Here is a 26,959-nt window from a genome sequence, read left to right as displayed (position 1 = left end):
CTTTATTAACATAGCGGACTGTCCGAAACGTGCAAAAGCCCGCGCGTAACTAGAATAATAGCTTGTTTTACTTATCGCCGTCAAGTGTGTTGCCGAGACCGCCGATAATATTTCCTTCTTCCTTGCGTCTCCCGGCTTTGGCAGCCGAAATGATCCGGTCGTTCCTTATCGACACAAGCTTCATATATCTCGATCGATATCGATTTAAGCGGAGGGCTCGGCTTGCTTGCCAACCTATTCCTTAGGTTCGGCTTATGCGGACGGCTTCATTCATTATTCGTCTTATAATGTAACTAGCGGTTGTCTTACAACCATCTCCCGACCGATGAACGGGAGTGCGGTCTATTGGGGAACGACCTTCAGCAGAGCGGCAGCCTCGGCAGCGGCTTTGCGGGCTTCGTCCGTATCGCCGGCCGTGCTCAACGCAACGGCCATTCGGCGTCCCACTTTCGTCTCCGGCTTGCCGAATACACGGACCTGGGTATTCGGTACGGCTAATGCCCGCTCGATTCCCTCGATCCGGAACTGCTGCAGCTCCTCCCATGCTTTTAGCGTATGCGAAGCGCCGGGCGTGAGCAGACGGATCGACGGGATCGGAAAACCGAGAATGGCCCGCACATGAAGCGCGAACTCCGACAAATCCTGCGTCACCATTGTAACCATCCCCGTGTCATGAGGCCGCGGCGAAACTTCGCTGAAATATACCTGATCCTTACCCAAGAACAGCTCGACTCCGTAAATCCCCGCGCCGCCCAATGCGTCGGTAATCGTTTTGGCGATCATCTGCGCCTGTTCGATCTGCTGCGCGCTCATCGCATGCGGCTGCCACGATTCGATGTAATCGCCGTCCTTTTGCACATGGCCTATAGGGGCGCAAAATGTCGTACCCGATACGGAACGGACCGTCAGCAGCGTAATTTCGGATTCAAAATGAATGAACTGCTCCACGATAACCCGCGTTTTTTTCGCCCGGCCTCCCTCCATCGCATAGTTCCAGGAAGCTTCCGCGTCGCCCGGTGTCCGGCATACGCTTTGGCCTTTGCCGGAGGAGCTCATGATCGGTTTAATGACGCATGGCGTACCGATATCGGCTACGGCAGCTTTCAGCTCTTCCAGACTGTCGGCGAAAGCATAGCGCGCCGTCGGCAGCTTCAGCGTCTCGGAAGCAAGCCGGCGTATTCCTTCGCGGTCCATCGTTAACCGTGCGGCAGTAGCCGTCGGCACGACCCGGAAGCCATCCTGCTCCAGCTCCACCAGCACGTCCGTCGCAATCGCTTCAATTTCGGGGACGATCCAATCCGGCCGCTCCTTTTTGATCAGCTCGCGCAGCTGTTCCCCATCCAGCATGTTGATAACATAATGGCGATGGGCCACCTGCATGGCAGGCGCGTTCGGGTAACGGTCAACGGCAATCGTTTCGACTCCGAGCCGCTGAGCTTCAATGATAACTTCCTTTCCAAGCTCCCCGGATCCAAGCAGCATCATTTTTGGGGCTTGTCCGGATAATGGTGAACCATACATGGAATCAATTTCCTCCTAACAGGAATCGGATTTCCATAAATTATAGCTTATTTGCGCCAAATTCGCATCTGTCCGTTTTGAACCAGCAGGGACAATTACCGCTTTTTTAACAGAATACATGCTAAATCTTTAATAAGGCTGTATAATAAAGAATAAAATATGCAAATTGTATGATTGAATGCTTACTTTTGACAAGTAACTTATGATACACTGTATGTAGAGAATTACCGCTATTTTTAAAGGGAGATGAATGTGATGAGCGAACATTCGCTTTGTCCGAAATTTGAAGCAGCCTTCGAAATTTTGGGGAAACGTTGGACAGGTCTTATCATCCAGTCGCTGTTGAACGGACCGCGCCGTTTTAAAGATATTTCGGAGATGATTCCCGGGATGAGCGACAGGATGCTGGCGGAAAGATTCAAGGAGCTTGAAGCCGGCGGACTCATTATACGCCATGTTTACCCGGAGACGCCGGTTCGTATCGAGTACGAGTTGTCGGATAAAGGCAGAGCTCTGCAGCCCGTTATGGAGGCCGTGCAGGAGTGGGGAGACAGCTGGATTCAGCCTAACTGTCCTGATGCGAAAAGTTAATTTATGGGATAAGTTCATTATGAAGCGGGGTCGGCTTGGAGCCGCCGGAAGGTAAGCTTGCATTACGCGGCTATCCTATGGATACCGGACCCGCTTCTTTATGATGCGCGGAAAGGACAAGCCCTCTGTCATCACGAATTTAATCGTGGGATAATTTCATTGTGGTGAAAGCGTTTGATTGGCCGCGCATCGCTTTAAGAATAAGGAGATCCAGCTCCATGCTCTTATTGACGACCTCGGGGTTGGTCAAGGCATAGCCTTTGACATTAACCAGTTCATGCAGTTCATCGACATACCTATGAATCTTCAATTCTAGCAATGCGGATACGATCATGGCAGTTGCCTCCCTGCAATTGTGATTTTATACTAATTATTACATCAATTTTTTAAAAAAGTTGCTGTATCCCGCTCCAATTTTGTTTATTTTTCGTTTATTTTGCTAACATTTCATAAATAGTCGAAGGAGGGAATTCATGTCTAAAATATTGCTGATTGAAGATGATCGAAGTATCGCAGATATGATTTCCATTTATTTGTCCGAGGAAGATTATCAGGTTCACTGGGCGGCGGATGGCCGCCAGGGCAAGGAGCTGTTTCATTCGGTCGGGCCGGATGTAATCATGCTGGATGTCATGCTGCCCGATATGAACGGGATTGAGCTGTGCCGCGAGCTCCGCTCCCAGTCTCAGGTTCCGATCATGATGATCTCCGCCAAAAGCGAAGTATCGGAGCGCGTCAAAGCGCTGGTCATCGGCGCGGATGATTATTTGTGCAAGCCGTTCAGCATGCGGGAGCTTGCTGCCCGAACCGGTGCGCTGCTGCGCCGGTCGACGATGGTCAAAGCTCCGGCGGCCGAAGCGGATGCCGTTTCCGCAGGCGGGCAATCCATTAAAGTCGATATCGAGAAACGGTGCATCTACTTGCAAAATCATCCCGTCGAAACCACGTTCTCCGAATTCGAAATTATGCGTCATTTTTGGCTTCATCCCGGCAAAGTTTTTTCACGCGAGGAGCTGCTCAACAAAATCCGCGGCATCGACACGTTCGTTACGGAACGGTCGGTGGATGTCCACATTACGAATCTCCGCAAAAAAGTGGAGGTCGATCCGAAGGAGCCGAAACATATTAAGACCGTTTGGGGCGTCGGCTACAAATTTGAGCTTTAACCGGAGGCGGCTGCCCGACAAGATGCAGGCGAACGGATCAATCCATACCATGTGCAAAGACGCCTCCGGAGCCACGTCTGAAGTGGGGACGGAAGCGTCTTTTTGTATGCAGCTCCATGTCGGAGCGGGGTTGAACAATCCCGATAATAATTTGCGGGGCGGCCCTTTCCTGCAGGAGGCTATCTTCTCGTATTGCCGTCGTTCGGGAATACGCGCTGGATCAATGTGTTGAACTCGTTCAAATAGGCCGATAAATCGACGCCTTTTTGCCCTTCCTGTTTGTAAAACCGGACACGTTGTACAAAATTGGGATTCGCCGACACGAATACCCGCTGAACCCCTTCGCGGGTCATCGCCAGCACTTCGCTTTTCATGCGGATGCTTAACGATGTGGTTAAACCGCCAGGGTCGGACCAATTGATCCGCGCATTGCCTTTATCGATTCCGAACAAGCCAACCCCGCCCTTCGACGTCACTTGATGCGACATCATATCGGGGTGGCTTTCCGCCGCAGGATCGTGACCGTCCAGCACGACCGCCACATACGCGTTCGTTTCCGTCAGCAGGACGTCGGCCGACCGAACACCCGGATTGCGGCGCACCAGCTCGTCGGCGAGATCAGGCGCAAACCGCAGCGGCGATTTCGTCAAATGGTAATTGTTCGCATCCAGCTGCTGGAACGACCCGGGATTATCCGGCTTCGCCTTCCCGGCTTGCTCCTCCACCCATTTGGCCTTGACACCTAGCGAGTTGTCCTCGTTATTGCGGCTGTCTCTATCGAATTCGGCATGCAGCTGCGACGATTGCACACCGCCTCCGGCCGTTTTTTGATGCTCGTCATTACAACCCGCGGCTAAAATCAGCAGCCCGATCCAAAGGCCGAACCGCCAAGACGCCGGGCGAAAAAATATTGCGCTCACGCTTATCCCCCTCCTTTTCTTATCATCCGTCTATATGCTTAGGATGGTTCCAAGTCAGGAAAATATGCGCTGCCGGCTGCAAAATGAATTTCCGGTGTGAGCGAAAAAAAGAACAGGCCCCCTATTCGGAGCGCCTGATCCTATAATCGCTTTCCGGCTGCAAGCAAGGCCGGACATCCCTTATTTCGATCCGTCTTTATCGGTGCCGCCGGTCCGGTCCAATTCCTCGAGCAGTTTACTAACCGCCTCCGGCGTCAGCTCCCCCGACTGCCTGAACTTCAGCAGCTGCTCTTGAATTTGTCGGCCGATCTCCTCGTTCTCCGTTTCCTCCTCGATATATGCAGGGTCGAACCAAACGTAATCGCCGTCAGGACCGTTGCGTAAAAACGCTTTATTCCACGCATCCGGATAGTGGAAGGACTGTTCGTTAAAAATAATGCCCAGCACATCGTCGCTGCTCAGCGGCATCAAATGATGAAACGTCTCTTCGCCGCTGCTCTCCGGACCAATTGCCGCCACCTGCCGGTGCAGATAGGCATAGTGAAGGTAGTGCTCTCCCGTCAATCTGTCCTTAGCTACCTCATAAAGCTCGAGCTTGTCGTCTCCGCTTAACGCTCTGACGGTTTCCAGCCGCTGCTCAAGCCATTCGGAAGGGATCCGTTTAAATTCCGTAAACGACATTTCCATAACCCGCAGCCTCTTTCTTCCATGCCTTTTCCCGGCTTTATTTTGTGTCTCCGCCGCGTTTCGTACGGACTGCCGTCGTAGCAGCCAAGCTTAGCGAACGACGCGGCAGACGCCATTTAAACAGAACAGAGAGCATTCTTAAAATTACGATAACAACAAACAGGGAAAGCAAATGAAACGGTCCCTGAAACCAGCCCAGTCCGATCATCAAGCCTGCAAACATGCCCCATACCGCATAAATTTCGTCCCGAAGCACAAGCGGTTTCCGGCCGGCCAGCACATCGCGGATGATGCCGCCGCCAATCCCCGTCATTACCGCGGCCACCATGACGGCGCTGATCGGATGGTTCATGTTGGATGCATACAGAGCGCCCTGGATCGAAAAGGCCGCGAGGCCGATCGCGTCGAAAAGCGATTCCCACGTTTTCCAGCGGCGAATCCAGCTGACAGGGACAATAAAGACGAGCGCCGCGGCGATCAAAGCGGTTTTCAAATACATGCCTTGTCCCCAGAGGGTCGTCACCGGAACACCGATCAGCAGATTGCGCACGACGCCCCCGCCAAATGCGGTAACCAGCGCAAGCACGAATACGCCCAATATATCGTAATCTTCCTCCATCGCCACAACCGCGCCGCTTACCGCAAACGCCACAGTGCCGATGATACTGAATAATTGCAAATTCAGGTCGAGCAGTTCCATATCATTATTATATGTTCCAATCCAGTGTAACTACACTGCCTGTGCGGGATGATTCATAAATGGCTTCCAGCACCAGGCTGTTCGCCAAGCCGGACATCCCCGACGTGATCGGTTCCTTTCCTTCACGAATACATTCAACGAAATGCCGGCTTTGCCGCACGCGGGCGCCTTCGTCGTTGGCGGGAACGGATAGCTCCACATCGGCCGTCCGGTCGAATACTTCTGAAAACAGCTTGCCTTGATCACCGCGCAGCGTCGCCCCTCCCTCGGATCCCATCACGTACAAATACGGCTTATTGTCCAGCAGATCGGTATGCGCCGCCCAGCTTACATCCAGCGTCAGCGTACTGCCGTTATCGAGCTTGATCAACGCGGTAGCCAAATCCTCGACATCGTAGGAGCCGTTCCAATCCGGCTTGCCCCATGTGCCGATCCCTTTGCGCTTCGGTCCGAATTCCGCATACGTCGTGCCGAACACCGAGACCGGCTTGGCATTGCCCATCAGGTGAAGCGACAAATCCAGCATATGAACGCCGATATCGATCAGCGGTCCGCCGCCCGATTTGGACTTTTGCGTAAACCAGGTGCCCCAGCCAGGTATTCCTTTGCGGCGCATCCAGCCTGCCTTTATGTTATATATATGTCCCAACGCGCCTTTATCGATCTGCTCCTTCACCTGTAGGTTAATCGCTTCCCAGCGCATCTGGTGGGCGATCATCAGCGTTTTATTCGATCCGCGATGCGCCCTGACGATATCTTTGGCCGAAGCGGCGTCGATCGCCATCGGCTTCTCCAGCAGCACGTGCTTGCCCGACTCCAGCGCGCGAATTGCGATAGGCGCGTGCATCTCGTTCGGCACCGCGATAATGACCGCATCCAGACCCGGATCCTGCAGCAGCTCTTCATATGAAGCATGCACCTTAGGTATGCCGTGCTCCTTCGCTCTCGATTCCGCCAGCGGCAAATAAATGTCGGTCACGGCGGCGATCGCCGCTTCCGGCACTTGTTTAAACACGTTCATGTGTACGTTGGCGATATTGCCTGCTCCGATTACGCCCACTTGGATGATGTTGTTTACTGCCATCGATTTCTGACTCCTCCACATACAATAAGTATCAAACTGTAACATACTATACCATAAAGTCTCGCTTTACCGCCAATGCAAAAAAGACGGCTTTACCGCCATAATAAGCGGTTTAGCCGTTATAAAATACCCATATCCTTCGCCTTTTGGGCCGCTTCCTTGCTGCTCTTGCCGCCAAGCTTGCGCAAAATATTGCCGACATGCACCTTAACGGTGCGAATCGACACGACGAATTTGTCGGCAATCTGCGTCTGCGTATGGCCTTTCTCGATCAGATCCAGCACCTGTATCTCGGTCGGTGTCAGCAGCTCGCGCAGCTCCTTTACTCTGACCTCTTGCTCCAAATTTTTCAATCGGCGAAACTCATCGCGCATTTGGGCCGCAACACTAGGATGAATCGAGCTTCGGTTCGCGCAGGCGTTGCGGATCGATTGCGGGATTTCCGTATAATTGGACTTGACCATATAGTCCACCGCTCCGACCTTGAACGCCTCGAAAATAAGCTCCTTTTCCTCTATCGACGTCAGCATGATCACTCTCGCCCCCGTACACTGGACGATTTCCGCAGCCGCCCATATCCCTTCAGGACTGTCGGACAGCATGATGTCCATCAACACGACGTCCGCCTCGACCCGTTCAAGCAGCTCTACAGCCGCCTGACCCGACGAAGCATGACCTACGATGTCCAAGTCCGGCTCCCTGCTCAAGTAGCTCATTAAGCCGCGCAGCCAATCCTGGTCATCCTCTACGATGACGACACGAATCCGGCTCATGCTCCAACGCCTCCTTTCTTTTTCGGAAAATTCATATATACCGATGTTCCCTGGCCCGGCTTGCTGTGGATGCTCATCGTTCCTTTATGCTTCTGGACAATGGCGTAGCAATACGATAACCCGAGCCCAAAATTAAGCTTTTTGCCGGATTTCGTCGTATAAAAAGGATCGAACGCTTGCTTCACCTGCTTTTTATCCATTCCCGCTCCGGTATCTTTCATTTCGACAATGAGGCTGCGCTTCGATTCCGTCAGCCTGACGGTCAGCCGCCCGCCCTGCGGCATCGCCTCCGCCGCATTCGTCGCCACATTGGTGAACACCTCGATCAGCTGCGCCCGATCGGCCCATATCAAGCCCGCGCAGCGGTAATCCTTGATCAATTCAACGTTATGAAAAACCGGCGACAGCATGCCGAGGCATTGTTCCAGCAAATCCCGCAGCTTCACTTCTTCCCGTTGCAGAACAACATCCTGCGTCTGCCCCTGAATACGGTAGATCATATCGTAAATATGCTGGGAAGCGTTCATGATCACTTCGATATCGCCGATCAGTTGCTGCGGATCGGGCTGCTCCGCCTCCGCTTTGATTTTTTCGCTGAACAGCTTGATTTTGCCGACATCGTTTTTGATCGCATGGTTTAAAATGGCCGTTCCCGATGTAATCGCCCGCAGCGTATAATCGAGCTTCTGGTTGCGGATCGAAATTTGCAGCCCCATAAACCCGTAACGAAAACTGGAAAAAAGAATAACCGCCAATGTGAATCCGATCACAGCCGCGTTGTAGCGCCACCATTCATACAAGCCGAAAAAGGTCGGCAGCACATACAGCGTGAACAAGGCAAAAAATAACGACGGTGCTGCGGCAAGTGCCGTCAGCATCCGGTGCTTGCGCAAAAACGTATTCCGTTCCTTAAACGCTCCGTGAAGCAGCAGAAAAAGCCCCGCCAAAATATAGGGAACCGTCCAGAACGTCACATAGCGGTACGGAATCGGATCGCCGGGCATCGGCTCGAAGGCAAATGAAACGAGCAGCGGCAGCAATAGCGCCCAGCCCAGCAATCTTGTCCAACGCCAGACGGATGCGTTCGGATGGTACATGAGCGTAAACATAATAAACGTGTATGGCAAGCCATAGTAGCAGATGAGCGAGCATATCGTTTCCGTATGACTCATGATCCGCATGACCGGTTCGCTCAGCCAGCCCCGGGCATTCAAATAAGGGTTGATCTGATCGTTGATGACGGCCGACAGCCCGCCGAACCCCCCTGTGAACGCGATGCTTGCAATCCATCGTGTCGTCGGACGCCTCGGGTCCGTAATCAGCAGCAGCAAGCCGATCGCCCATAATCCAATCAGTACAAACAGCATAACATCCGCCACATCCGTTTCGACAAAATGGGGTTCGTTTCTATTATACAGCGTAGTGCCGTCGAATGGTTGAACGGATTTATTTCAAAACGGCGTAATCCTTTTGCAGCTGCTCCAGTTCCTGCAAACTACGCTCGGCCCATTGCACCGTCTGCCGCAGCTTGTTCATTTCGGCTTGAAGCGACTTCTCCAGCGAAGCGCGGTAATCCTGAACGCTGCCGCTGAACGGCTTGATTGTATGACGCGGCATCAAAGCAATTTCCTGATAAGCCAGTGCCCGGCGCTGGTGGAAAAAAGGAACATCCGGGTCCATCGGATGATGCAAATCGCCTTGGGTCGGATGCTTCACGACAGCCAATATTTTGACCGCTAATTTGCCGGACGGGGAATGCTCCACTACCTCGCCCGTATATATTCCTGTCTTATATTCTGCCATGACCAAGCTGCCTACTTCAAACGTATCGTTCATGACGATTCCCTCCCATTGTCGTTTATTTGCTGAAACCAGCGATGCAAATCGTCGACCGCCTGCATCTTGTAGCGTTTGCGCATGCCGCCGTCCGTTCCAAAACCGACGATGCACGGAACGCTTTCGATTTGCCATTCGATTGCCGTCTGCCTGCAAAAATTAACATTGCATTTCACAATCGGCAGCTGCGGATCAAGCGTCAAGATCACCTGCAGCATTCGTTCGGTCCATTTGCACGTGCCGCATAGCGGGGTATAAAAATAAAAGAATCTGCGCTCAGAACTGTCTTTCATCCAATCCTTCAGCTGCGCTTCTGTCCATTCGGTCAAAACGGCACCGCCTCCTTTCAGCCTCGCCGCCGCTGCGTCATTTGCATGAACCCGACAGATTAATGGCCGGCAAACCGTTCGTCGAGCCGCTGCAGGCTGAGCACGACATGATCGAGCAGGCTCGGGATGTCGTCGATCTGCCGCTCATCCAGCTTTCTTGTAAACCGGACGGTCAAATGATTCGTCAGCTTCACCGGCTGGCTGCCATACGTCATGCGCACGCTTTGCGCGGCTTCGACGCCGTCGCCCCAAATGTCGCGGATGAGTTCTTCCGTCCAGGCGCAATCGGCCTCCATCTCACGGATCGGGTGCATAAACGTCAGCTGCAAGCCGCAGCCCGGCTGCTTATCGGTTTCGGCCAGCAATTCCGCCGCCAGATCGGCAACCGACGCCGTCAACCGGACCCGCCCTTTCGCGGCGCCTGCCGGCTTTGCCGTAAACTCCATGCCAAACGAGCGGGACATCGAGGAAAGCTCCATCCGGTCCATACGGTTCGTAATTTGCAGGACGCCATCGAAATCTTTATCGTACAGCGCGCCTTCCAAAACGACTTTCAAATTATCAAAAATAGTCGGGTCAAACATAAGATTCTCTCCTGTAGCCTTAGCTCATTAAAAGCTATTTTTTCACTTGCTTCCACATGGACAAATCAGTACAATGAAATCATCTAATGCAAGGAAGGTGTACACCATGTCGGACGTGAACGAAACGCCAAACGAACAAGCCCATGAGCCGAAAAAAGTCAGCCTGGCGGACGCAGTCAAAAACAAGCTGGCGCAAAAGAAGCAAGCCCAGAACGATGCCAAGTCCAACACTCAGCAGCGGGCGGGCAACAGCGCCGTCATGCGGAGCCAAAACAACAAGAAGCCGAATAATCAGCGCCGCCGCACCGGCGGAAGCTAAAAAGAAGGATGAGCTGCGTAACCCAAGCTCATCCTTTTTTCTTTTTAATATCAGAATGTATTAGTTTTCAGCGGAGCTGAACCATTCTGATAATGCAGGAAAAGCTACCTCTAAAACACGAATGTGTTTTCATCGAAAGGCCTCGATAGAGGTTTTCTTATCCATGCTTGTACGTACGTTTCGACACCGGTTATGCGTAAAGCGCCTCGCGCTGTTTTTTGATTTCTTCGCTCTCCAAATATTCGTCGTACGTCATCATTTTATCTATCACGCCGTTTGGCGTAATTTCCATGATCCGGTTCGCCACGGTTTGAATAAATTGATGGTCATGGGAAACGAACAGCATCGTCCCATCGAAGTCTACCATTCCGTTGTTCAGCGCCGTAATCGATTCCAGATCCAGATGGTTCGTCGGTTCGTCCAAAATCAGCACGTTGGCGCCGCTCATCATCATTTTGGACAGCATGCAGCGCACCTTTTCTCCCCCGGACAATACGCTCGCCTTCTTCAGCGCTTCCTCACCGGAGAACAGCATCCGTCCCAGGAAGCCGCGCAAATACGATTCGTCCTGTTCCTTCGAATATTGGCGCAGCCAGTCGACCAGGTTCATGTCGGATTCGAAATACGCCGAGTTGTCTTTAGGGAAATAGGCCTGAGACGTCGTTACGCCCCAAGTGAACTCGCCCGAGTCGGCCGGCGTTTCGCCCATCAGCACTTGGAACAGTGCCGTTTTGGCGTTGCCGTTCGGTCCGACGAATGCGATTTTATCGCCCTTGTTGATCGTAAAGCTGAGGTTGCTGAACAATTGCTCCCCGTCAATCGATTTGGACAGACGGTCGACGGTCAACAGCTGCTTGCCTGCCTCGCGCTCCGGCGAAAACTTGATAAACGGATATTTCCGGGTAGACGGCTTAATATCTTCAAGCGTTAGCTTCTCCAGCTGCTTTTTCCGGGATGTGGCCTGCTTCGACTTTGACGCGTTCGCGCTAAACCGCTGAATAAACGCCTCGAGCTCCTTGCGCTTCTCCTCTGTCTTCTTGTTCGCTTCGCGCGTCAGCTTCAGCGCCAATTGGCTAGACTCGTACCAGAAGTCGTAATTGCCTACATACAGCTGGATTTTGCTGAAGTCGATATCGGCGATGTGCGTGCACACCTGGTTCAGGAAATGACGGTCATGGGATACGACGATGACCGTGCCTTCAAACTTGGCAAGGAAATTTTCCAGCCAGTTGATCGATTCGATATCCAAATGGTTCGTCGGCTCATCAAGCAGCAAAATGTTCGGGCTGCCGAACAACGCCTGGGCCAATAGTACGCGCACCTTCTCGTTACCGCTCAAGTCTTTCATCTTCAGCTCATGCATTTCTTTCGTAATGCCAAGGCCGATCAGCAGCTCGGCTGCATCCGACTCCGCCTGCCAGCCGTCCAGCTCCTGGAATTCGCCTTCCAGCTCCGCGGCGCGCATACCGTCTTCCTCGGAGAAATCCGGCTTGGCATAAAGCGCATTTTTTTCTTCCATAATTTCAAACAAACGCGCGTGACCCATGACGACGGTACGCAGTACTTCGACCTCGTCGTATTCGAAATGGTTTTGCTTCAGGACCGCCATCCGCTCGCCGGGCGTAATGCTGACATCCCCTTTGTTCGGCTCCAATTCGCCGGACAAAATTTTGAGAAATGTCGATTTGCCGGCGCCGTTGGCACCGATCAATCCGTAGCAGTTGCCTGGCGTGAATTTAATATTAACATCCTCGAATAATGCCCGCTTGCCGTATCGTAAAGTCACATTGGATACTGTAATCATCGTTGGTCTTCTACTCTCCTTCATGAATGCTTATGGCTCATCATACTTCCAAACATAAATTATAGCACAAAAAGCAGGTTCATTCCCAACCGGATTGTAAAAAATTTACGCTTGCCTAACGGGCGGACCGTATCATACTCATTTTTTGCCGGCGGCGATTTGTTCGACCAGCTCCGACAGCTCGGTCCAGCGGTCCATTGCCTGCTCCAGCTCTCCGGTTAGCTGCTGTTCTTCGGCAAACAGCTCCTGCACCTTTCCGTAATCGCTGCCGGCGCGTTCAATGCCCTGCTTGACCGCAGCAAGCCGCTCCTCGATCGAGGCGATGCGCCCTTCGATTTCGTCCCACTCCTTCTGTTCCTTAAAGCTCAGCTTGCGGGGCCGCGCATTTTCTTTGCCTTCCGCCGCTTCGTGTGCGTCCGATGCAGGCTGCCCGGCGGCGGTTCCCGTCTGTTTCTTATCTATGGCCTGCAGCAGCTGCTCGTCGGCCCGGGTCTTTTCCAAATACTCCGAATAATTGCCGTTAAATTGGTGAACTGTCCCGTTATCAAAAACAAACAGATGATCCGCCGTCCGATCCAAAAAATATCTGTCATGAGATACCGTAATGACGGCGCCGGGGAAATCGTCCAAATATTCCTCCAGAATGGTCAGCGTCTGAATGTCCAGGTCATTGGTCGGCTCATCGAGCAGCAGCACGTTCGGCTCGCCCATCAGCGTCCGCAGCAAGTACAACCTCCGCCGTTCGCCGCCCGACAATCTGCCGATCGGCGTCCACTGCAGGGACGGCGGGAACAGAAAGCGCTCCAGCATTTGCGCGGCGGTGATCGATTCGCCATCGGACAAACGGATCACTTCGGCAGCTTCCTTAATGTATTCGATCACGCGCTGCTTCTCGTCCATCTCCACATTTTCCTGCGTATAATAAGCCAGCTTGACCGTCGTTCCCGTTTCAATCGTGCCTCCGTCCGGCTGCAGCCTGCCTGCCATCATGTTCAGAAGCGTCGACTTCCCGCTGCCGTTCGGTCCGATGATCCCGACCCGGTCATCCGGCATGACGATGTAATTAAAATCGCGGATCATATCGCGCCCGTCAAACGATTTGGCGACATGCTCCAGTTCCATCACCTTTTTGCCGAGGCGGCTGGCTCCAAGCGCCATATCAAGCTGCTCCGCCGGTCCGCTCACCTTGCGGTCGCGAAGCTCAACGGCCCGGTCCACTCGCGCTTTTTGCTTGGTCGTCCGCGCCTTTGCTCCCCGTCGAAGCCAGGCCAGCTCGCGGCGCAGCAGGTTTTGCCGCTTATCCTCCTCCGCCGCTTCGCGCTCCAGACGCTCCGCTTTTCTCTCCAGAAAAGTCGCATAGTTGCCTTCATAGCTGTACAGCTTGCCGCGGTCAAGCTCGATGATCCGGTTCGTCACGCGGTCCAGGAAATAACGGTCATGCGTAACAAGGAGCAGCGCCCCTTTCCATTTGGCCAGAAACTCCTCGAGCCATTCTACCGTCGCATGATCGATATGGTTCGTCGGCTCGTCCAGAATGAGCAGATCCGCCGGTTGAATCAGCACACGCGCCATAGCGACACGTTTGCGCTGTCCTCCGGACAGCAGGCCTACTTTTTGCGTAAAGTTGCGAATCCCGAGCCGGGTCAGCACCGTCTTCGCGACGGTGCTCGCATCCCAGGCGCCAAGCGTATCCATCCGCTGCTGCACTGCAAACAGTCGCGACTGCCGCTGCTCGTCCTCCGGCGCCTCCTCAAGAGAAGCCAGCGCTTCCTCGTAATCGCGCAGCGTTCGCATCAGCGGCGTGTCCCCGTAAAACACTTGCTCCAGCACGGTTGAATCGGCGTCGAACTCCGGATTTTGCGGCAAATACTCGGTACGAAAATGATTCGCATGCACCAGCTTGCCGGAGTCGACGCTTTCGAGTCCCGCGATCGCCTTCAACAACGAGGACTTGCCGGTACCGTTCACGCCTACAAGTCCGATCCGCTGCTTTTCGTTGATTTGGAAAGAAATGTCGTCGAACAAAACTTTATCCCCGAAGCTTTTATGAAAATGCTCAATGGCTACGATATTCAAAACGTTACAACCCCTTAAATTCGTTTACAAGACACGGTTCCTGCACATAGGCCGCGAGCAGCGCGATCGTATTCCACACGGCTTCGCTGTGCGTCCGTTCCATGCTGTGGGAGGCGTGCACGCCCGGGCCGACGAGCGCCGCCCGAATGTTGCTGCCGCCCCGCAGGGCGGCGGTGGCATCCGAGCCGTACTGCGGATATATATCGACGGCATAGGCGAGCCGTTCCCGCTTCGCCAGCTCGATCAGCCTGCTTGTCATCTCATAGTCATACGGACCCGACGAATCTTTGGCGCAGATGGAAACGTCAAATTCCGTGCAGGACAGATCATCTCCCATCGCTCCCATATCGACGGCGATCAGCTCATCGATCTCGGAGGGCAGGTAGGACGCTCCATGCCCTACCTCCTCATAAGTGCTGATGAGCAGCTGCAGCGTGCACGCCGGCGTCACTGCTTCCCGCGAAATCAGCTCCAGCAGGCCGAACAGCGCGGCGACGGCGGCCTTGTCATCCAGATGGCGGGATTTGATATAGCCGTTCGCTTTAAATTCCGCCCGCGGATCGAACGAAATGAAGTCGCCGACTTCAATGCCGAGCTTTTTAACATCCTCTGCCGATTGCACCCGCTCGTCAAGGCGAATTTCCATCACGGCCTCCTCGCGCTTCAAATCGCGGGCATCCGTATATACATGCACCGAGGGCTTGTTCGTCAAGATCGTACCGTCATAGCTGCGTCCGCCCCTCGTATGGACTTGGCAGTATTCATTTTCGACGGAGCCCATCATATAACCGCCGACCGAAGTAAACCGCAGCGTGCCGTTCGGCTTGATCGAGCGGACCATAGCGCCCAGCGTATCGACATGAGCCGACAAGCCCAGTACCCGGTCTGTACGCTTGCCGGGCACTTGGATAAGGCCGCAGCCCTTTTTCGTGAAACCGACCGTATAGCCCAGCTTTGCCGTTTCATTGGCGACCAGCTGCATGATTTTGCCGCAGTAACCGCTGGGACTCGGAGTTCGGAGCAGCCGCTCCAACAGTTCAAGCACATACGACTGATTGATGCGGGATTTCATGAACGTCATCTCCTCTACTCAAGCGGGTCCGGAGTGTTTGCTTCCGACCTGCTTTTCATGTAAGCTTACAAATGTACAAAATGAAGGAGGTTACTACCTATGACTGAACCATTGCCACCGAAAACATGTACCATTGACCGCCTCGTTACGAAGGAGGACGATGTACAGAAAGTAATTCGCGGCGAAAAAACGGCAACCCGCCGGAACGGCCGCTATGCCGATATCGGAGAAATTATGGAGCTTGAGGGCCGCAAATTCGAGGTGCACAAGGTGTACCAGCAAACGCTTGGCGAGTTGACCGACGAAGCGGTTCGAACCGAAGGCTATGCCGACCTGGAAAGCTACAAAAATTACATTTTGTCCATGCATGCCGGAATGCCTTGGCTCCCGCACATGAAAGTATGGGTCCATGAATTCCGCGCCATTTAATTAAAGAACTTTCCTCATCGTATTTTCAACGGTTTCTTTTTGATCATGCAAACAGCAAAAACAGTGTAGTTTTTCATTAAAATGAATGCTACACTGTTTTATTCACCTTTTCAAGTTTGGAGGATCGATTTTGTATCCCTGGCTCGTCTTTGTTCACGCGGTAAGCGCTCTTGTTTCCATTGGACCCTTTATCGTACTTATCCCCATGCTCGGCAAGCTGAGAACAGCGGAAGGCAGCTTGCTTCACGCTTATCTGGACTCATTTCAATTCGTCGTGCGCTTATCCAAGCATTCCGGTCATGTTCTCGTCATCTCGGGCCTGCTCTTGATGTGGCTTGGCGAATGGCCGTGGAAAACGCCCTGGATTGCCGGAACGTTCATCGTCCTGTTCGGTTCCCTGTTTTTTATGGCTCGCGCATTTTCACCGACGATTCGCCGTCTGCGCCAATCGGAGCCTTACGACCGTACGGCGCTTCTCAAAAAGCTTTCCCGCTCGTTATATGTATACTTGTTTATTTTAGTCGTGATGTTATGGCTGATGATGATGAAACCGGCTCTATGGTGAACTTGGTTCACCTGAGCCGGTTTTCGTTTGTTTCGGCTGTTCAGGATTGAAAATCGACGCAGACGCTCGTTCCGTCAAGCACCTGCTTCATATGCGCCTTTACTTCCAGATGCAGCGGGTGATTGTCGTAAATTTTCAGGTCGTCCAACGAATCGAATTTCGTAATCAGAGCGATGTCGTAGGAACGTTCCGAATGAAGCACATCGAGACCGACCTCGATATATTTCAATACATCAATTTTGCCTTCCATGTTGGTGAGAACATTAGCAGTAGCTTGTACGGCTTCGGTGCTGCGGTCTTTCAGCTTAAAAAATACGACATGAGTAATCATGGCCAGCTTCCTCTCTGAAATAAAATGCTTTCTTATGTATGGCAAAAGAACGCGCCGGACCCGACGCTGTTCTTTTGTTACCGTTCCTTTACTTGCTTACCGGTTGATTGGACCAGGCTTCAACGTCCCATACCTTCGTTACCCAATCCTCGTAAAAATCGGGCTCATGGCATACGAGAAGCACCGTTCCCTTATATTCCTTCAACGCTCGCCGCAGCTCTTCCTTGGCGACAACATCAAGATGATTGGTCGGCTCGTCGAACAAAATCCAGTTGCTCTCGCGCATAAGCAGCTTGCAAAGCCGCACCTTGGCTTGTTCTCCCCCGCTGAGCATGCTCATCGGGCGTGTAATATGCTCGTTCGTCAAGCCGCAGCGGGCGAGCGCAGCTCTAACTTCATGCTGATTCATATGCGAAAACTCATTCCATACATCGTCAATCGGCGTTAAATTCGGCGCTTTAACTTCCTGCTCGAAATAGGCGGGAAATAGAAAATCGCCCAAATACGTTTTGCCGCCGAACGCTGGGATGAGCCCCATGATCGTTTTCAGCAGCGTCGATTTGCCGACGCCATTGCAGCCGACAATCGCGATCTTCTCACCGCGCTCGATATTCATATTCAGCTTCGGCAGCAGCGCGGTATTATAGCCGATCTCGAGATCCTTGCCTTCAAATACCGTCTTGCCGCTGGCCCGCGCTTCCTTGAACTGGAACGTCGGCTTGGCGGCTGTTTCCGGACGATCGATCCGCTCCACCCTTTGCAGCTGCTTCTCGCGGCTTTTGGCGCGGCCGGAGGTAGAATATCTGGCTTTGTTGCGCTGGATGAAATCTTCCTGCTTTTTAATATATTCCTGCTGCTTTTCGTAAGCGTCGATGTGCTGCTGTTTATTGATATCTGCCATTTGCAGAAATTTTTCATAGTTACCGGTATAGCGCGTAAGTCTGGAAAATTCCAGATGATACACAATGTTGACTACCTTGTTCATAAACTCCGTATCGTGAGAAATCAATATGAACGCATACGGGTAATTTTGCAAATAATTGGTCAGCCACTCGATATGCTCGACATCCAAGTAGTTGGTCGGCTCATCGAGCAGCAGCGCTGTCGGCTGCTCCAATAGCAGTTTGGCCAGCAAAACTTTGGTTCGCTGTCCGCCGCTCAGCTGTGCGACGTCCCGATCCAGCCCGATCGCATCCAGGCCAAGCCCGTTTGCCATTTCTTCAACCTTAACATCCAGCAAATAAAAGCCGCTGTTTTCCAGCTTGTCCTGTATTTCGCCCATTTGTTCCAGCAGCAATTCCAGCTTGTCCGGATCGGCGTCGGCCATTTGTTCGGTTATTCGCATCATTTCCTGTTCCTGCTCGTACAACGGGAGAAACGCATCCTTCAATACGTCACGGATCGTTTTGCCCGGTGTCAGCTTCGTGTGCTGATCCAAATAGCTGTAATGTACTTTCGGCGTCCATTCGACCTTGCCGCTGTCCTTCAACAGCTGTCCGGTCAAAATATTCATCAGCGTCGATTTGCCGACTCCGTTCGCGCCCACCAGTCCTACATGCTCGCCGGCAAGCAAACGGAACGACACCTGTTTAAATAATACTCTGCCTCCGAAAGAATGGCTTAAATCTTCTACAGTCAACAAACTCATTGCGTTTCCATTAGCTCCTGTCTATTTGTAAGTGAAAAATATATGCTCATGAAGGTATTGAAATGATACCAAGACACTTTATTATATCATTTCCGCCATTCGACAGGGAATAGCATGTAAAAATTTTTACAACGATGAATAAAACGCCGCCATGGCGTGATCCTTGCCGCAGCCGGACGGAGCATTAATACGCTGATATTATCGTTGGACTGCCGGTCCAACGCACGGTCCAGCAGCAGGTCGCACAAAGGCTGCAGCCCCAGACCCGCTCCATCCTCCGCTTTTAGTATACGCTCGATGCCAAGATCGGTCACACGGTCATAAAAGCCGTCGCTGCATAAGAGGAACCGGTCGTTTGGGGTATAAAAGCCGGTACGCGCAATGAGCTTCAGCTCCGTTTGCATGCCAAGACAATGCAGCAGCACATGCCGTTTCGGGTGCTTGCGCACCTGTTGCAAAGAAAGCCTGCCCTTGCGGACCTGCTCGGACGCCCATGACTGATCCTTCGTCAACAGCCGTACGCGGTTGGAGCGAGTCACCTTATATACCCGGCAATCGCCGGTATGGCATAAATAATAGGTTTCGTTCAGCAGCAAAATAAGCGTCAACGTCGTGCCGATCCGTCTTCCGCCGCGTTTGCCCAGCTCGATCAACTGCCCGTTCACGGAATGAAACAAACGTTCCGCCGAAATCGCAAGCGGCTTCCAGCCAGGACCCGCATTCAACAACCCGGGAAGCTGCTCGTCCAACCACAGCTTCACCGCCGCGAGCGCCGTCTCGCTCGCCATCCCTCCGTCGCCGCTGCCGCCCATACCATCGGCAATTGCGGCTGCGGCGTACGGCTCCCCCTGATCCGTAACGCCGATGCGCAGCAGGGAACGATCCTCATTCGTCGTTTGGAATAAGCCTGAATGGGTGGCGACGCCATACTGCCAATGTACGGCAAATGTAGTTTTCAAACTTATGACCCCATTTTAAACATATAATCCGTCGCAATTAGCTTTACTATATCACCTTCCTGCAAAGAATACATCCGGTAAGGCACCAAAATTTCCCCATTGAGGGTTGTTCCGTTGCGCGAACCGAGATCCTTGATCCAGTATTCGCCGCTTTCGCGCACAATTTCCGCATGAACTCGCGACATGCCCTCCTCATCGTGCACAAGGTCAACCTCGCCCCCGGTTCTGCCGATCACGAACGAGGCTTTATCAATGTGCGCTTTTGCCGGCAGGCCGCCGCCTATCCGCTCCAAATAGGGAAGGACCGCTTGTGATGCCCGGCTTTGCATCTGGGCGTTGCTTAATAAAACCGTCGCGTCGCGCGGCGACAGCAAAGTCGTGCGCTGCTCCAGGCTGCGATAATGAGCGTCGGATCGCCGCTCGCCCGGCAATTCGTTCCGCTTGCCCGGCGGAATCGGGTCCATCATCGGATCCGGCTCATTATCATGCTTGCTATCAATCTTTTTATCGAACTTGGCGTCGAACTTGGCGTCGAACCTAGTGTCGAACTTAGTGTTCAACCTGGCATCGATCCCGGTATCGAGCTTGGCAGCAAGCCTTGATTCAGCCGGAATCAATCCCGCTTGCGTCTGCCGCGGCTGAGACTCCGCAGCATTAAAAAACGGAATCAGGCCGGACTTTTCCGACGACGAAGCCAGCGAACGATGGTCACCTTCCAATGCGGCCTGCCTGCGAATATCCCACAGCTCCGGGTCATCTTCATCTTCGCGCGTCTTTGGCGGCATCCAAATCCATAGCGCGATGAAAACAAGATCAGCCGTCAATAAAGTGAGACCCGAGCAGATCATCAGCCAAGCCTCGCCCGGATGATCCAGATACAGCTTCCAAATCAGACATATAGAGAGAAATCCGATCAGCATAATAGGCAGCCTAAGCTTGCGGTGCTGGTCCGCCTCCGCGGTTTCTAACCCGTCCCAGGGCGCAGCTGCCGGTGATGCAGGAGGTTCGACGATCTTCGAGTCGGATTCTTTCATAATGGATGAGCCGGTTTGAACATCCTTTACCGTAGGCTGACGCAAATCAGGCTCAGGGCGGAATGGTTTCACGAAAACCTCCGGCGGCAGCGGCTTTTCACGATGTATCCAAGCAGCATCGCTTTTCAATTCTGCCCCATGACTGATTGGTTGAACTGTCCCGTAGCCGCCCGCTGCCTCGCCTGCCGGCTGGTTCATATGCTTAAGCAGCAGCTTTTTCAGCATCGGCAAATTAAACGACTCGTCAAGCAAGTAATTCATCAGCTCCTGGTAGCCGTTGCCGGACAGCTCCGTCACTTTGTGCACCAATCTGGCGGCCAAATGTTGCAAATCGGCCGACACTGCATTTTTTTCCGGCAGCAGCTCCTTCGGAATGTAGGTCAAATGCAGGTCGTTCCAGTCGTCGCCGCAATAAATATAGTCCTCCTTCAGCACGTACCGGCCTTCCTGCAGCATATAAATGTGGCTGTCCGCAACCGTCTCGACAATTCGATACAGCAGTGTAAAAAACTGCTTCATACTTATTCGTTGAAGCCGCAGCCAATGAGTAAGCATCCGCTTGCCCGTAATGTTATAGTACAGCTTGATCTGCTGGTCCATCTCTTCGACCTGCAAGTCGAGCAGGCAAGGAATTTTATTGGCCAGGAGCATGTTCACCTGAAACGCGGAGAGCTCTTCCCGGCGAAGGCCTTCGGCGCATGACAGCACCATAAAATGCCCGTTGCGGCTGACATAATCCGCCTGTAATCCATATAGCTGCGAAGGCAATGGGCTCCCCTCCGTATTATAAAATTTGATAAAAAACCGTCGCCGCAGCCGGCAATACCGCCCACATGAATGGAAACCGCAAATGTTGCGGCGAGCGGCCGAAAGCTTTCAGCTGCCGGGGTTCTTTGAACCAAGCGAACAGCAGCAGCGACCTTGCGATACGCCCCCCTCTTTGCTTCCATTCCCGTCTCCATATAAGAATCAGACAGCTGATAAAGGCGGCATAAAGGAGCGAATACATAATGCTCTGCAGTACGAATTCCGCACCCGTTAAAGCCCCGAGAGCTGCGAACAGCTTGACATCGCCGGCTCCTACCGCATGCATCCAATACAGCAGCAGCAGTGGAGCAAAGCCTAATGCCGCACCGGTTAAAGCGTAGCCCGCACCGGCTAATCCCTCCATGACCGTATGCAGCAATAAGCCAATAAGGAGGCCTGCAGCCGTCAGCCGATTCGGAATTTTTCGTTTGACGATGTCCGTAGCAAAAGCGGCCGCAATCAGTCCTCCGCTCAATATCGCTGTTATCATCCGCTTCCACCTACCCATGCGCGTTCAAACGCTTGCTTCCGGATAAATACCGTCTTTTTGAAAAAGGGGACATGCAATGGCAGCTCGTATTCCGCCTCGATGCTCATAAACGCATGCTCTTTATGATTTAAATCCGGAAAGGTTACCCGCGTAACCTTAAGCCGCTCTTTCTTAATGCGCGACGGATTCGCGTGCATCGCCACGATCGGGGCGAAGGCACTGTTCAAAACCGGTGTGTAGGCGGCTTTAACACGCTCTTTGGCTTCCTCGGTTTCGGCCTGAGCCAATGCCTCGAGCTGCTCCCGCTCCTTTTGCTCCCATCCTATCAGCTTGACGACCGGATCCGGAATCCACCGTTCATAGTCCTCAACGAATTGCTCCGCATTCACCGCCTTTTGCTGCACGGCCTCGATTTTCCCTTTCGCTTGCTCGATCCATCCGTTAGCGGCACTTTGATCCCATTTGCTCTTGGCTTGGGCATACAGCAGATCAACGGGATACATATGAACCGCCAACACTTTGGTCGTTTCCGAAACGGCCGATTGCAGCGCCATTTCCGTTAACGAGATTTGGATGAATACGATCAGCATCAACACAAAGGAAAGAAACATAGGCAGCACAAGCGCCGCCTCCATGACGATGCCTCCCTCCTGATCGCGGATTAGCTTCATTTTCCACCTCCACAGCTTGCTTCAGCTTACACATGGGTGCGCAGCGGCAAATTACCGGACGAAGTCGTTAACGGCTTCGCCAATACCGGATGAATCTCACGATCCGACAATCAATATGACATCGCTCCGGTTTTCGTAATATAACAGCGCGTTCCAATGACTCTGCACGAATACAGCTCCGAGGCGCCGACCCACTTCATGACGCCCGGCATAAACCAAAGCTTGACCGACGTAGTTGCTGTTCCCGACAAATACGTGGTGCTTTGCGTCAATGGAACCCCCGTATTCAGTTCGATCAATGCCTGCATTCGGGACAGCAGCACTTTATCCCGGCTGTGCAGCAAAAAAAACAAGCGCAAATAATCTTTATAAGTGAGACTGAAAGCACTTCCGAATTTTTTGGACAGCGGTACCGCTTCTCCTTGAACCAGCTTCATCATGTCCATTTGAGCCTTCACCGCGCCTTCGGCAACGGCGGCCAGAAATACAAGCAGCGGGGAGCCTAAATTCAAAGACTGGATATGCGGTTCCGTGAGCGCTTCGGCTGTGCCTACGGCTAGCCGGATGACAAACATTTCCGCATAAGCTGCCGAATAGTTGCCCAGGCACGAATTGGCCCCGTACAGCAAATATTCAAGCTCCTGATTCACAAGCGCATGGCTGTCGGGCCGCGATAATTCATTGGATACTTTGACCTGCCCGTTCATATCTTTCTCCAAGCCAAAAGTACGGTAGTTAAATTTGCTGACCGCAAATTCATCCAGGTAAAACTCGTCTCTGACATCTGCCAAGACGGATTCGATCGAGGAGACAAGGTTCATCGCACTCATCCCCGCTTTATCGGCGTCATCCAGTTTAATGTCCGGCACCGGCTGCGCCAAATCCGTCTGCCGGTTGACGCTCATATAGGCTTGATAAAGCCCGGTGCTTCCTTTGGACGGATCGCCCTGCAGCGTTACATAGCTTGCTTTGAACGGATCGGTTAAACCTGTGAGACTGCAGCTGCCCATCGCTTTCGTCACCTGATCCAAATACGGCTGCGCCTTGTTTCGCTGTTCCCGTTTGGACGTTGTCACGGCCGCTTTATTTTTGTTGCGCTCCGCTTCCTTGGCGCCTTGACGGGTAAACAGCTCTTGGGCTAGCTTCCAAAACGATTGCAGCGTTTGATCGGCATTGCGGTAATTACCTGCATCGAACAGCAGCACATTGCCGAGCTGAGCCTCCAATCCGGCAAATGAGGCGATCGAGGCTGCCGCCTGGCTTCCATACTCGTCCAGCTCCTGTCTCGAGATCATATAAATTCCTTCAAATGCACGCTCGGCTTCCATCGCGGACGTAGAGGAGGATTGCTGTTGGGCGGTTATCGAGCGAAGCTGGTCGTTCAATTGATCGTTAGCACTTTTTGCCCCGGCCAACGCATCCTCAAACGACTTTAACATTGCTTTGAACTCAGCCAAATCGGCGGACGATTTCAGCTTAAGCATCGCCAATAGCGCCACATATTTCTGGACATCCTCCAGCAGCTGATTCAGATCGCTGATTTTATCACCGATATCGGCTATTTGCGACTTTAGCTCCGCTCTCGTTTCCCTCAGTCTTTCTGCGGCGGCGGATATCCCTGCGCCAGCTTCGATAAGCGACCGGATATTCCGGTCGATCTTTCTGACCTGACTCTGCAAATCATCCAAGTCCCGTTTGGCCGACTGCAGCGATTGTTTGACCTCGTCGACCGTATGAATGCCGACCTTGCCGCTGAGCTCATTAAGATCGGAAAGCTGGGTTTGATAAAATGGATGCGCAGCCGCCGCTTTGTTATAAATCGAGCTCCATGCAGCCCATGCCTGATCGAGCCGCCTGTCCCGCTCCTCGAGCAGTCCTTCGATCTGTACCGCATTTTTGGAAAATCGGGATGCTTGCCCCAACGTGGAAGCAAGTCCCGTTTTCTTGAACTTGTCGGCCAGCTCCAAAGCAAAGATCATCGGGGCGCGATATTTCATTTCCTCCAAAATTTGTTTTTTCATTATCGTATGATTGGCTAACGTATACATGGGAGTTATACTCGATCTGTCTTTTTCCAATCGCTGGTCTACCAGCTGAAAACCGCCTTTGGCCACGGAGCCGGACATATTTTCCGATACGGTATGCTGAAACAGTTCTTTCGTTTGCGTCCGTTCCTCCTCGCCGTCCTGCCTTAACGCATACAGTCCATAAGCCTGAAGCTGCCGGGAGAAAGCCGAGAGAGTCGAACGAACGCCGGTTTTTACCGCATTTTCCGCTTCCTTCTCGGCAACCTTAAGGCGTGAAAAATCGATCAGCATCGCGCACAGTAAAAAGACCGGCACAATTATCAACATCAGGTACAACGAGACTGCACCGCACTGACCGGCGATCAGCCTCCTCCAGCGTCTCACGGCGACTCCCTCCTATTCGTGGATGACAACGACGATCCCGTTTCGTTCCAGCTCCGCCCGCAGACGGGCAGACAGCTTCACCTCGCTGTTTTTGGCTTGCTTAAAAAAATGCCAAACGACTCCCTTCACTTCCGTTCCGTTGTTCAGCAATTGTACGTCCTTTGGCAGCTGCTCGTTTCTCAACTGGCTCTCGCTGAACGTATAAAAGGCTTGATGCGCCACCTGATTGGCATCCATCGCATCAACCTGCCGCTTCGTATCTTTATTGACTTGAATCGTACGCTCGCTGCCGTTCACCAACGTTTGCAAATAAGCTACAGCGGATTTATGGCTGTTAATTACAGCCGGTTTATCCGGAACCGTCTGGGGCTCCTTCATTAATTGGAGCGCCGCATCAGGCTTGATTCGATCCTTGATGTCCTGGATGAACGTCCGGGTCAGATCGATAATCCGAATCGATTCGACCGGCTCGACGACATACGCCTGCGCCGATGATTCAACCTTATCCAGGAGATTGCGTTCCGCAAAGCCCGGAGAATGAAACGGCTTGTCCAGCTGAACCGTAACGACCCGGCTGAAGCCGTTATTCCGGTAGTTCATGATTCCGTTCCATTCCGGCGAAACGACGGATCCGACGCGCCGCAGCTTGCCTTCCGGACCGTCGGATGCGGAAATCCCGGATACAGGCAGCGCAATTTGCGAAGCTGCATTCGGGATCAGGAAGCGGAACAGATCCGATACGCTGTCATTGCTCAGCCTCCAATAAAGACCGTCGCCCTCTCCGGCCGAAAACGATCCGGTAATCGGGTCCCGTTTGCTGTTGTCCCAGACGAATGCCGATCGATCCGCCGCCAGTCCTGCCGTATGATTGGCTGCCGAGGTCTGAAAGACGAATAACGCCAAAAACAGCAGCGACAGCGTAGACAACAGCAGCAGCGGGAGCACGAAGCTTGCTTCGATCGTAAAGCCTCCGTTCGATTCCTTGAGCAACCGCTTTGGACAGCCAAGATGCGGCACACTGGGTTCCGGGCGGCGCAGCCTGTTATGGGCTGATCGATTTTGCATTGCTGTTAATCGTACCGGACTGATCGGTAATCTCCGTATTCGCGGAAAGAAACAAATCCTGCACCCACTTCATGATCCATTTTCGAAAAGCAATGGCGATGATAACGAGTACCGCCACGATCAACAAGATCTCAAGCGTGCCCAGTCCGTCCTCATCGTGCCAAAAGCTGCGGATCGCCCGATTTATTTTATTCATAATTGCTGCCTCCTGTCTTTGTACAATCAACCCATCATTAAAATAGCCGGAGCCGCGACGACAATCATCACGACCATAAATATGCAAACCATCGGAAACACCATTTTGGACGAGGCTTCCTCCCCCATCGTCTTGGCCAACGATTTCCGCTTCTCCCATAACGTTGAGGACAGCTCCTTCAATGCCATGACAAGCTCATCGCCGCCACGCTTATAGTTGAGCAGCAGCGTAGTCGTAAATAAAGATACTTCCTGGACGCCGCACCGTTTGTTGAAATCTTCCAACGCCTTGGAAAACGACGCATTCATCCGGATTTCATGTACGGCCGCAGCCAGCTCGACAAGCAACGGGCTGTCCTGTATTGCGGGTTTATGCTCAACGCACCGGGTTAGCGCCTGCTGCACCGTTGCACCCGCATTGACTAGCAGCACCATTTGATTGACCACCTCGGGAAGCTCAAGCAGCATTAGACGTTTTTTCTTGCGCAGCCGCCCTGTCAGCTCCTTGAAAAATACAAACGGCAGCAGTGCGGTTAAACAGCAGCCGTAGAGCAGCATTTCCGCGCCTCCCTCGGCGACTGCACCGAGTAAAGTGCTGCCCGTCACAACGGCGATCCCCGCAGTAAGCACATTGGCCGAAAAGCATTTGGTCCGCACGATCGCCGTCTTGCTTCCGTAAAGCCCGGCCATCGTCTGATGGACGCGCGACAACGCTTCGGACAAGTGATCGGCCAACTTCAGCCGATCGATAAGCCAAAAAGACAGCGGCGCCGCCATCGGCATTTGAAGCTGTGCCCGGTGTTCGGTTACGAATGCTCTGTATTCGGGAAACGCCGCCAGAAGCAGCATGCCGCCTGCTGCAAGCTCTGCGAAAAACAGCACCAGCATCATC

The 26,959-nt window shown here is 52.9% G+C and carries 29 protein-coding genes; 5 read left to right on the top strand and 24 right to left on the bottom strand.

The window, feature by feature from the left end; genetic code table 11:
* Positions 1–342 precede the first annotated feature (342 nt).
* Positions 343–1,521 carry a formate-dependent phosphoribosylglycinamide formyltransferase gene (purT, locus tag E1757_RS07205; RefSeq protein WP_133226166.1) on the bottom strand — a complete coding sequence of 393 codons (1,179 nt, stop codon included), beginning with the start codon at positions 1,519–1,521 and terminating at the stop codon, positions 343–345.
* A 255-nt stretch (positions 1,522–1,776) separates the two neighbouring features.
* Between purT and E1757_RS07200 the strand changes: the two genes are divergently transcribed.
* Entirely contained in the window at positions 1,777–2,112 is a 336-nt protein-coding gene (locus tag E1757_RS07200; protein WP_133226165.1) for a winged helix-turn-helix transcriptional regulator, read from the top strand.
* 139 nt (positions 2,113–2,251) lie between these two features.
* Here the strand turns inward: E1757_RS07200 and E1757_RS07195 are convergent, their stop codons facing one another.
* The gene (locus tag E1757_RS07195) at positions 2,252–2,446 is read right to left on the bottom strand and encodes an aspartyl-phosphate phosphatase Spo0E family protein (protein WP_133226164.1); all 195 of its coding nucleotides are present in this window, start codon (positions 2,444–2,446) and stop codon (positions 2,252–2,254) included.
* 139 nt (positions 2,447–2,585) lie between these two features.
* On the opposite strand from E1757_RS07195, the gene E1757_RS07190 reads away from it, so the two are divergent.
* Positions 2,586–3,278: a response regulator transcription factor gene (locus E1757_RS07190; protein ID WP_133226163.1), complete on the top strand. Its 693-nt coding sequence runs from the start codon at positions 2,586–2,588 to the stop codon at positions 3,276–3,278.
* Between the two features lie 179 nt (positions 3,279–3,457).
* On the opposite strand, the gene E1757_RS07185 is transcribed toward E1757_RS07190, so the two are convergent.
* The 9 genes from E1757_RS07185 to E1757_RS07145 all read right to left on the bottom strand — a co-directional run bounded on the left by E1757_RS07185 (position 3,458) and on the right by E1757_RS07145 (position 10,191).
* Positions 3,458–4,198 carry a hypothetical protein gene (locus E1757_RS07185; protein WP_133226162.1) on the bottom strand — a complete coding sequence of 247 codons (741 nt, stop codon included), beginning with the start codon at positions 4,196–4,198 and terminating at the stop codon, positions 3,458–3,460.
* A gap of 180 nt (positions 4,199–4,378) precedes the next feature.
* Positions 4,379–4,885 (bottom strand): hypothetical protein, encoded by a 507-nt coding sequence (locus tag E1757_RS07180; protein WP_133226161.1) that lies wholly within the window; start codon positions 4,883–4,885, stop codon positions 4,379–4,381.
* Between the two features lie 37 nt (positions 4,886–4,922).
* Positions 4,923–5,585, bottom strand: coding sequence for a trimeric intracellular cation channel family protein (locus E1757_RS07175; RefSeq protein WP_133226160.1), 663 nt, complete (start codon positions 5,583–5,585; stop codon positions 4,923–4,925).
* 7 nt (positions 5,586–5,592) lie between these two features.
* Entirely contained in the window at positions 5,593–6,669 is a 1,077-nt protein-coding gene (locus tag E1757_RS07170) for a Gfo/Idh/MocA family protein (RefSeq protein WP_133226159.1), read from the bottom strand.
* Between the two features lie 119 nt (positions 6,670–6,788).
* Positions 6,789–7,442, bottom strand: a complete 654-nt coding sequence (locus E1757_RS07165; RefSeq protein WP_133226158.1) for a response regulator transcription factor — start codon at positions 7,440–7,442, stop codon at positions 6,789–6,791.
* Positions 7,439–8,809: a sensor histidine kinase gene (locus E1757_RS07160; protein WP_133226157.1), complete on the bottom strand. Its 1,371-nt coding sequence runs from the start codon at positions 8,807–8,809 to the stop codon at positions 7,439–7,441. Before E1757_RS07160 ends, E1757_RS07165 begins: the two co-directional genes overlap by 4 nt.
* 79 nt (positions 8,810–8,888) lie before the next feature.
* Entirely contained in the window at positions 8,889–9,278 is a 390-nt protein-coding gene (gene kapB / locus E1757_RS07155; RefSeq protein WP_133226156.1) for a kinase-associated lipoprotein KapB, read from the bottom strand.
* Positions 9,275–9,607 carry a thioredoxin family protein gene (locus E1757_RS07150; protein WP_133226155.1) on the bottom strand — a complete coding sequence of 111 codons (333 nt, stop codon included), beginning with the start codon at positions 9,605–9,607 and terminating at the stop codon, positions 9,275–9,277. The genes kapB and E1757_RS07150 overlap by 4 nt, the downstream gene beginning before the upstream one ends.
* A 59-nt stretch (positions 9,608–9,666) precedes the next feature.
* On the bottom strand, positions 9,667–10,191 hold the full coding sequence (locus tag E1757_RS07145; protein WP_133226154.1) for a hypothetical protein: 525 nt from the start codon (positions 10,189–10,191) through the stop codon (positions 9,667–9,669).
* A gap of 106 nt (positions 10,192–10,297) precedes the next feature.
* Here E1757_RS07145 and E1757_RS07140 point away from each other — a divergent pair, with 106 nt between their 5' ends.
* On the top strand, positions 10,298–10,510 hold the full coding sequence (locus tag E1757_RS07140) for a hypothetical protein (protein ID WP_133226153.1): 213 nt from the start codon (positions 10,298–10,300) through the stop codon (positions 10,508–10,510).
* Positions 10,511–10,700: 190 nt separating this feature from the next.
* On the opposite strand, the gene E1757_RS07135 is transcribed toward E1757_RS07140, so the two are convergent.
* From E1757_RS07135 to E1757_RS07125, 3 genes are all read right to left on the bottom strand, one after another.
* The gene (locus E1757_RS07135; RefSeq protein ID WP_133226152.1) at positions 10,701–12,314 is read right to left on the bottom strand and encodes an ABC-F family ATP-binding cassette domain-containing protein; all 1,614 of its coding nucleotides are present in this window, start codon (positions 12,312–12,314) and stop codon (positions 10,701–10,703) included.
* A 138-nt stretch (positions 12,315–12,452) separates the two neighbouring features.
* The gene (locus E1757_RS07130; protein WP_133226151.1) at positions 12,453–14,390 is read right to left on the bottom strand and encodes an ABC-F family ATP-binding cassette domain-containing protein; all 1,938 of its coding nucleotides are present in this window, start codon (positions 14,388–14,390) and stop codon (positions 12,453–12,455) included.
* A 4-nt stretch (positions 14,391–14,394) separates the two neighbouring features.
* Complete coding sequence (locus E1757_RS07125; protein WP_133226150.1) at positions 14,395–15,462, bottom strand: M42 family metallopeptidase; 1,068 nt, start codon at positions 15,460–15,462, stop codon at positions 14,395–14,397.
* Positions 15,463–15,561: 99 nt separating this feature from the next.
* Here E1757_RS07125 and E1757_RS07120 point away from each other — a divergent pair, with 99 nt between their 5' ends.
* Together E1757_RS07120 and E1757_RS07115 are read left to right on the top strand one after the other, a co-directional pair.
* The gene (locus E1757_RS07120; protein WP_133226149.1) at positions 15,562–15,891 is read left to right on the top strand and encodes an ASCH domain-containing protein; all 330 of its coding nucleotides are present in this window, start codon (positions 15,562–15,564) and stop codon (positions 15,889–15,891) included.
* A gap of 127 nt (positions 15,892–16,018) precedes the next feature.
* Positions 16,019–16,456 carry a hypothetical protein gene (locus E1757_RS07115; RefSeq protein ID WP_246079085.1) on the top strand — a complete coding sequence of 146 codons (438 nt, stop codon included), beginning with the start codon at positions 16,019–16,021 and terminating at the stop codon, positions 16,454–16,456.
* Positions 16,457–16,496: 40 nt separating this feature from the next.
* On the opposite strand, the gene E1757_RS07110 is transcribed toward E1757_RS07115, so the two are convergent.
* The 10 genes from E1757_RS07110 to E1757_RS07065 form a co-directional block, all read right to left on the bottom strand.
* Positions 16,497–16,787, bottom strand: coding sequence for a Dabb family protein (locus tag E1757_RS07110; protein ID WP_133226147.1), 291 nt, complete (start codon positions 16,785–16,787; stop codon positions 16,497–16,499).
* An 88-nt stretch (positions 16,788–16,875) separates the two neighbouring features.
* The gene (locus tag E1757_RS07105; RefSeq protein WP_133226146.1) at positions 16,876–18,435 is read right to left on the bottom strand and encodes an ABC-F family ATP-binding cassette domain-containing protein; all 1,560 of its coding nucleotides are present in this window, start codon (positions 18,433–18,435) and stop codon (positions 16,876–16,878) included.
* 86 nt (positions 18,436–18,521) lie between these two features.
* Positions 18,522–19,394: a PP2C family protein-serine/threonine phosphatase gene (locus tag E1757_RS07100; protein ID WP_165971988.1), complete on the bottom strand. Its 873-nt coding sequence runs from the start codon at positions 19,392–19,394 to the stop codon at positions 18,522–18,524.
* A 2-nt stretch (positions 19,395–19,396) separates the two neighbouring features.
* The gene (locus tag E1757_RS07095; protein WP_133226144.1) at positions 19,397–21,196 is read right to left on the bottom strand and encodes a DUF6382 and FHA domain-containing protein; all 1,800 of its coding nucleotides are present in this window, start codon (positions 21,194–21,196) and stop codon (positions 19,397–19,399) included.
* 16 nt (positions 21,197–21,212) lie between these two features.
* A complete protein-coding gene (locus E1757_RS07090) occupies positions 21,213–21,725 on the bottom strand; it encodes an A24 family peptidase (protein WP_165971987.1) in 513 nt (170 codons plus the stop codon).
* Positions 21,722–22,396: a TadE/TadG family type IV pilus assembly protein gene (locus E1757_RS07085; protein ID WP_133226142.1), complete on the bottom strand. Its 675-nt coding sequence runs from the start codon at positions 22,394–22,396 to the stop codon at positions 21,722–21,724. Before E1757_RS07085 ends, E1757_RS07090 begins: the two co-directional genes overlap by 4 nt.
* A gap of 110 nt (positions 22,397–22,506) precedes the next feature.
* Positions 22,507–24,807 carry a hypothetical protein gene (locus E1757_RS07080; RefSeq protein ID WP_246079057.1) on the bottom strand — a complete coding sequence of 767 codons (2,301 nt, stop codon included), beginning with the start codon at positions 24,805–24,807 and terminating at the stop codon, positions 22,507–22,509.
* A gap of 12 nt (positions 24,808–24,819) precedes the next feature.
* A complete protein-coding gene (locus E1757_RS07075; RefSeq protein WP_246079056.1) occupies positions 24,820–25,872 on the bottom strand; it encodes a hypothetical protein in 1,053 nt (350 codons plus the stop codon).
* On the bottom strand, positions 25,850–26,068 hold the full coding sequence (locus E1757_RS07070) for a Flp1 family type IVb pilin (RefSeq protein WP_133226141.1): 219 nt from the start codon (positions 26,066–26,068) through the stop codon (positions 25,850–25,852). The genes E1757_RS07075 and E1757_RS07070 overlap by 23 nt, the downstream gene beginning before the upstream one ends.
* A gap of 26 nt (positions 26,069–26,094) precedes the next feature.
* Positions 26,095–26,958 (bottom strand): type II secretion system F family protein, encoded by an 864-nt coding sequence (locus E1757_RS07065; RefSeq protein WP_246079084.1) that lies wholly within the window; start codon positions 26,956–26,958, stop codon positions 26,095–26,097.
* Position 26,959: the final 1 nt, after the last annotated feature.

It is taken from the genome of Paenibacillus piri (assembly GCF_004354045.1).
Lineage (GTDB): Bacteria > Bacillota > Bacilli > Paenibacillales > NBRC-103111 > Paenibacillus_S > Paenibacillus_S piri.
This window is presented reverse-complemented; position numbering and strand designations above follow the sequence as displayed.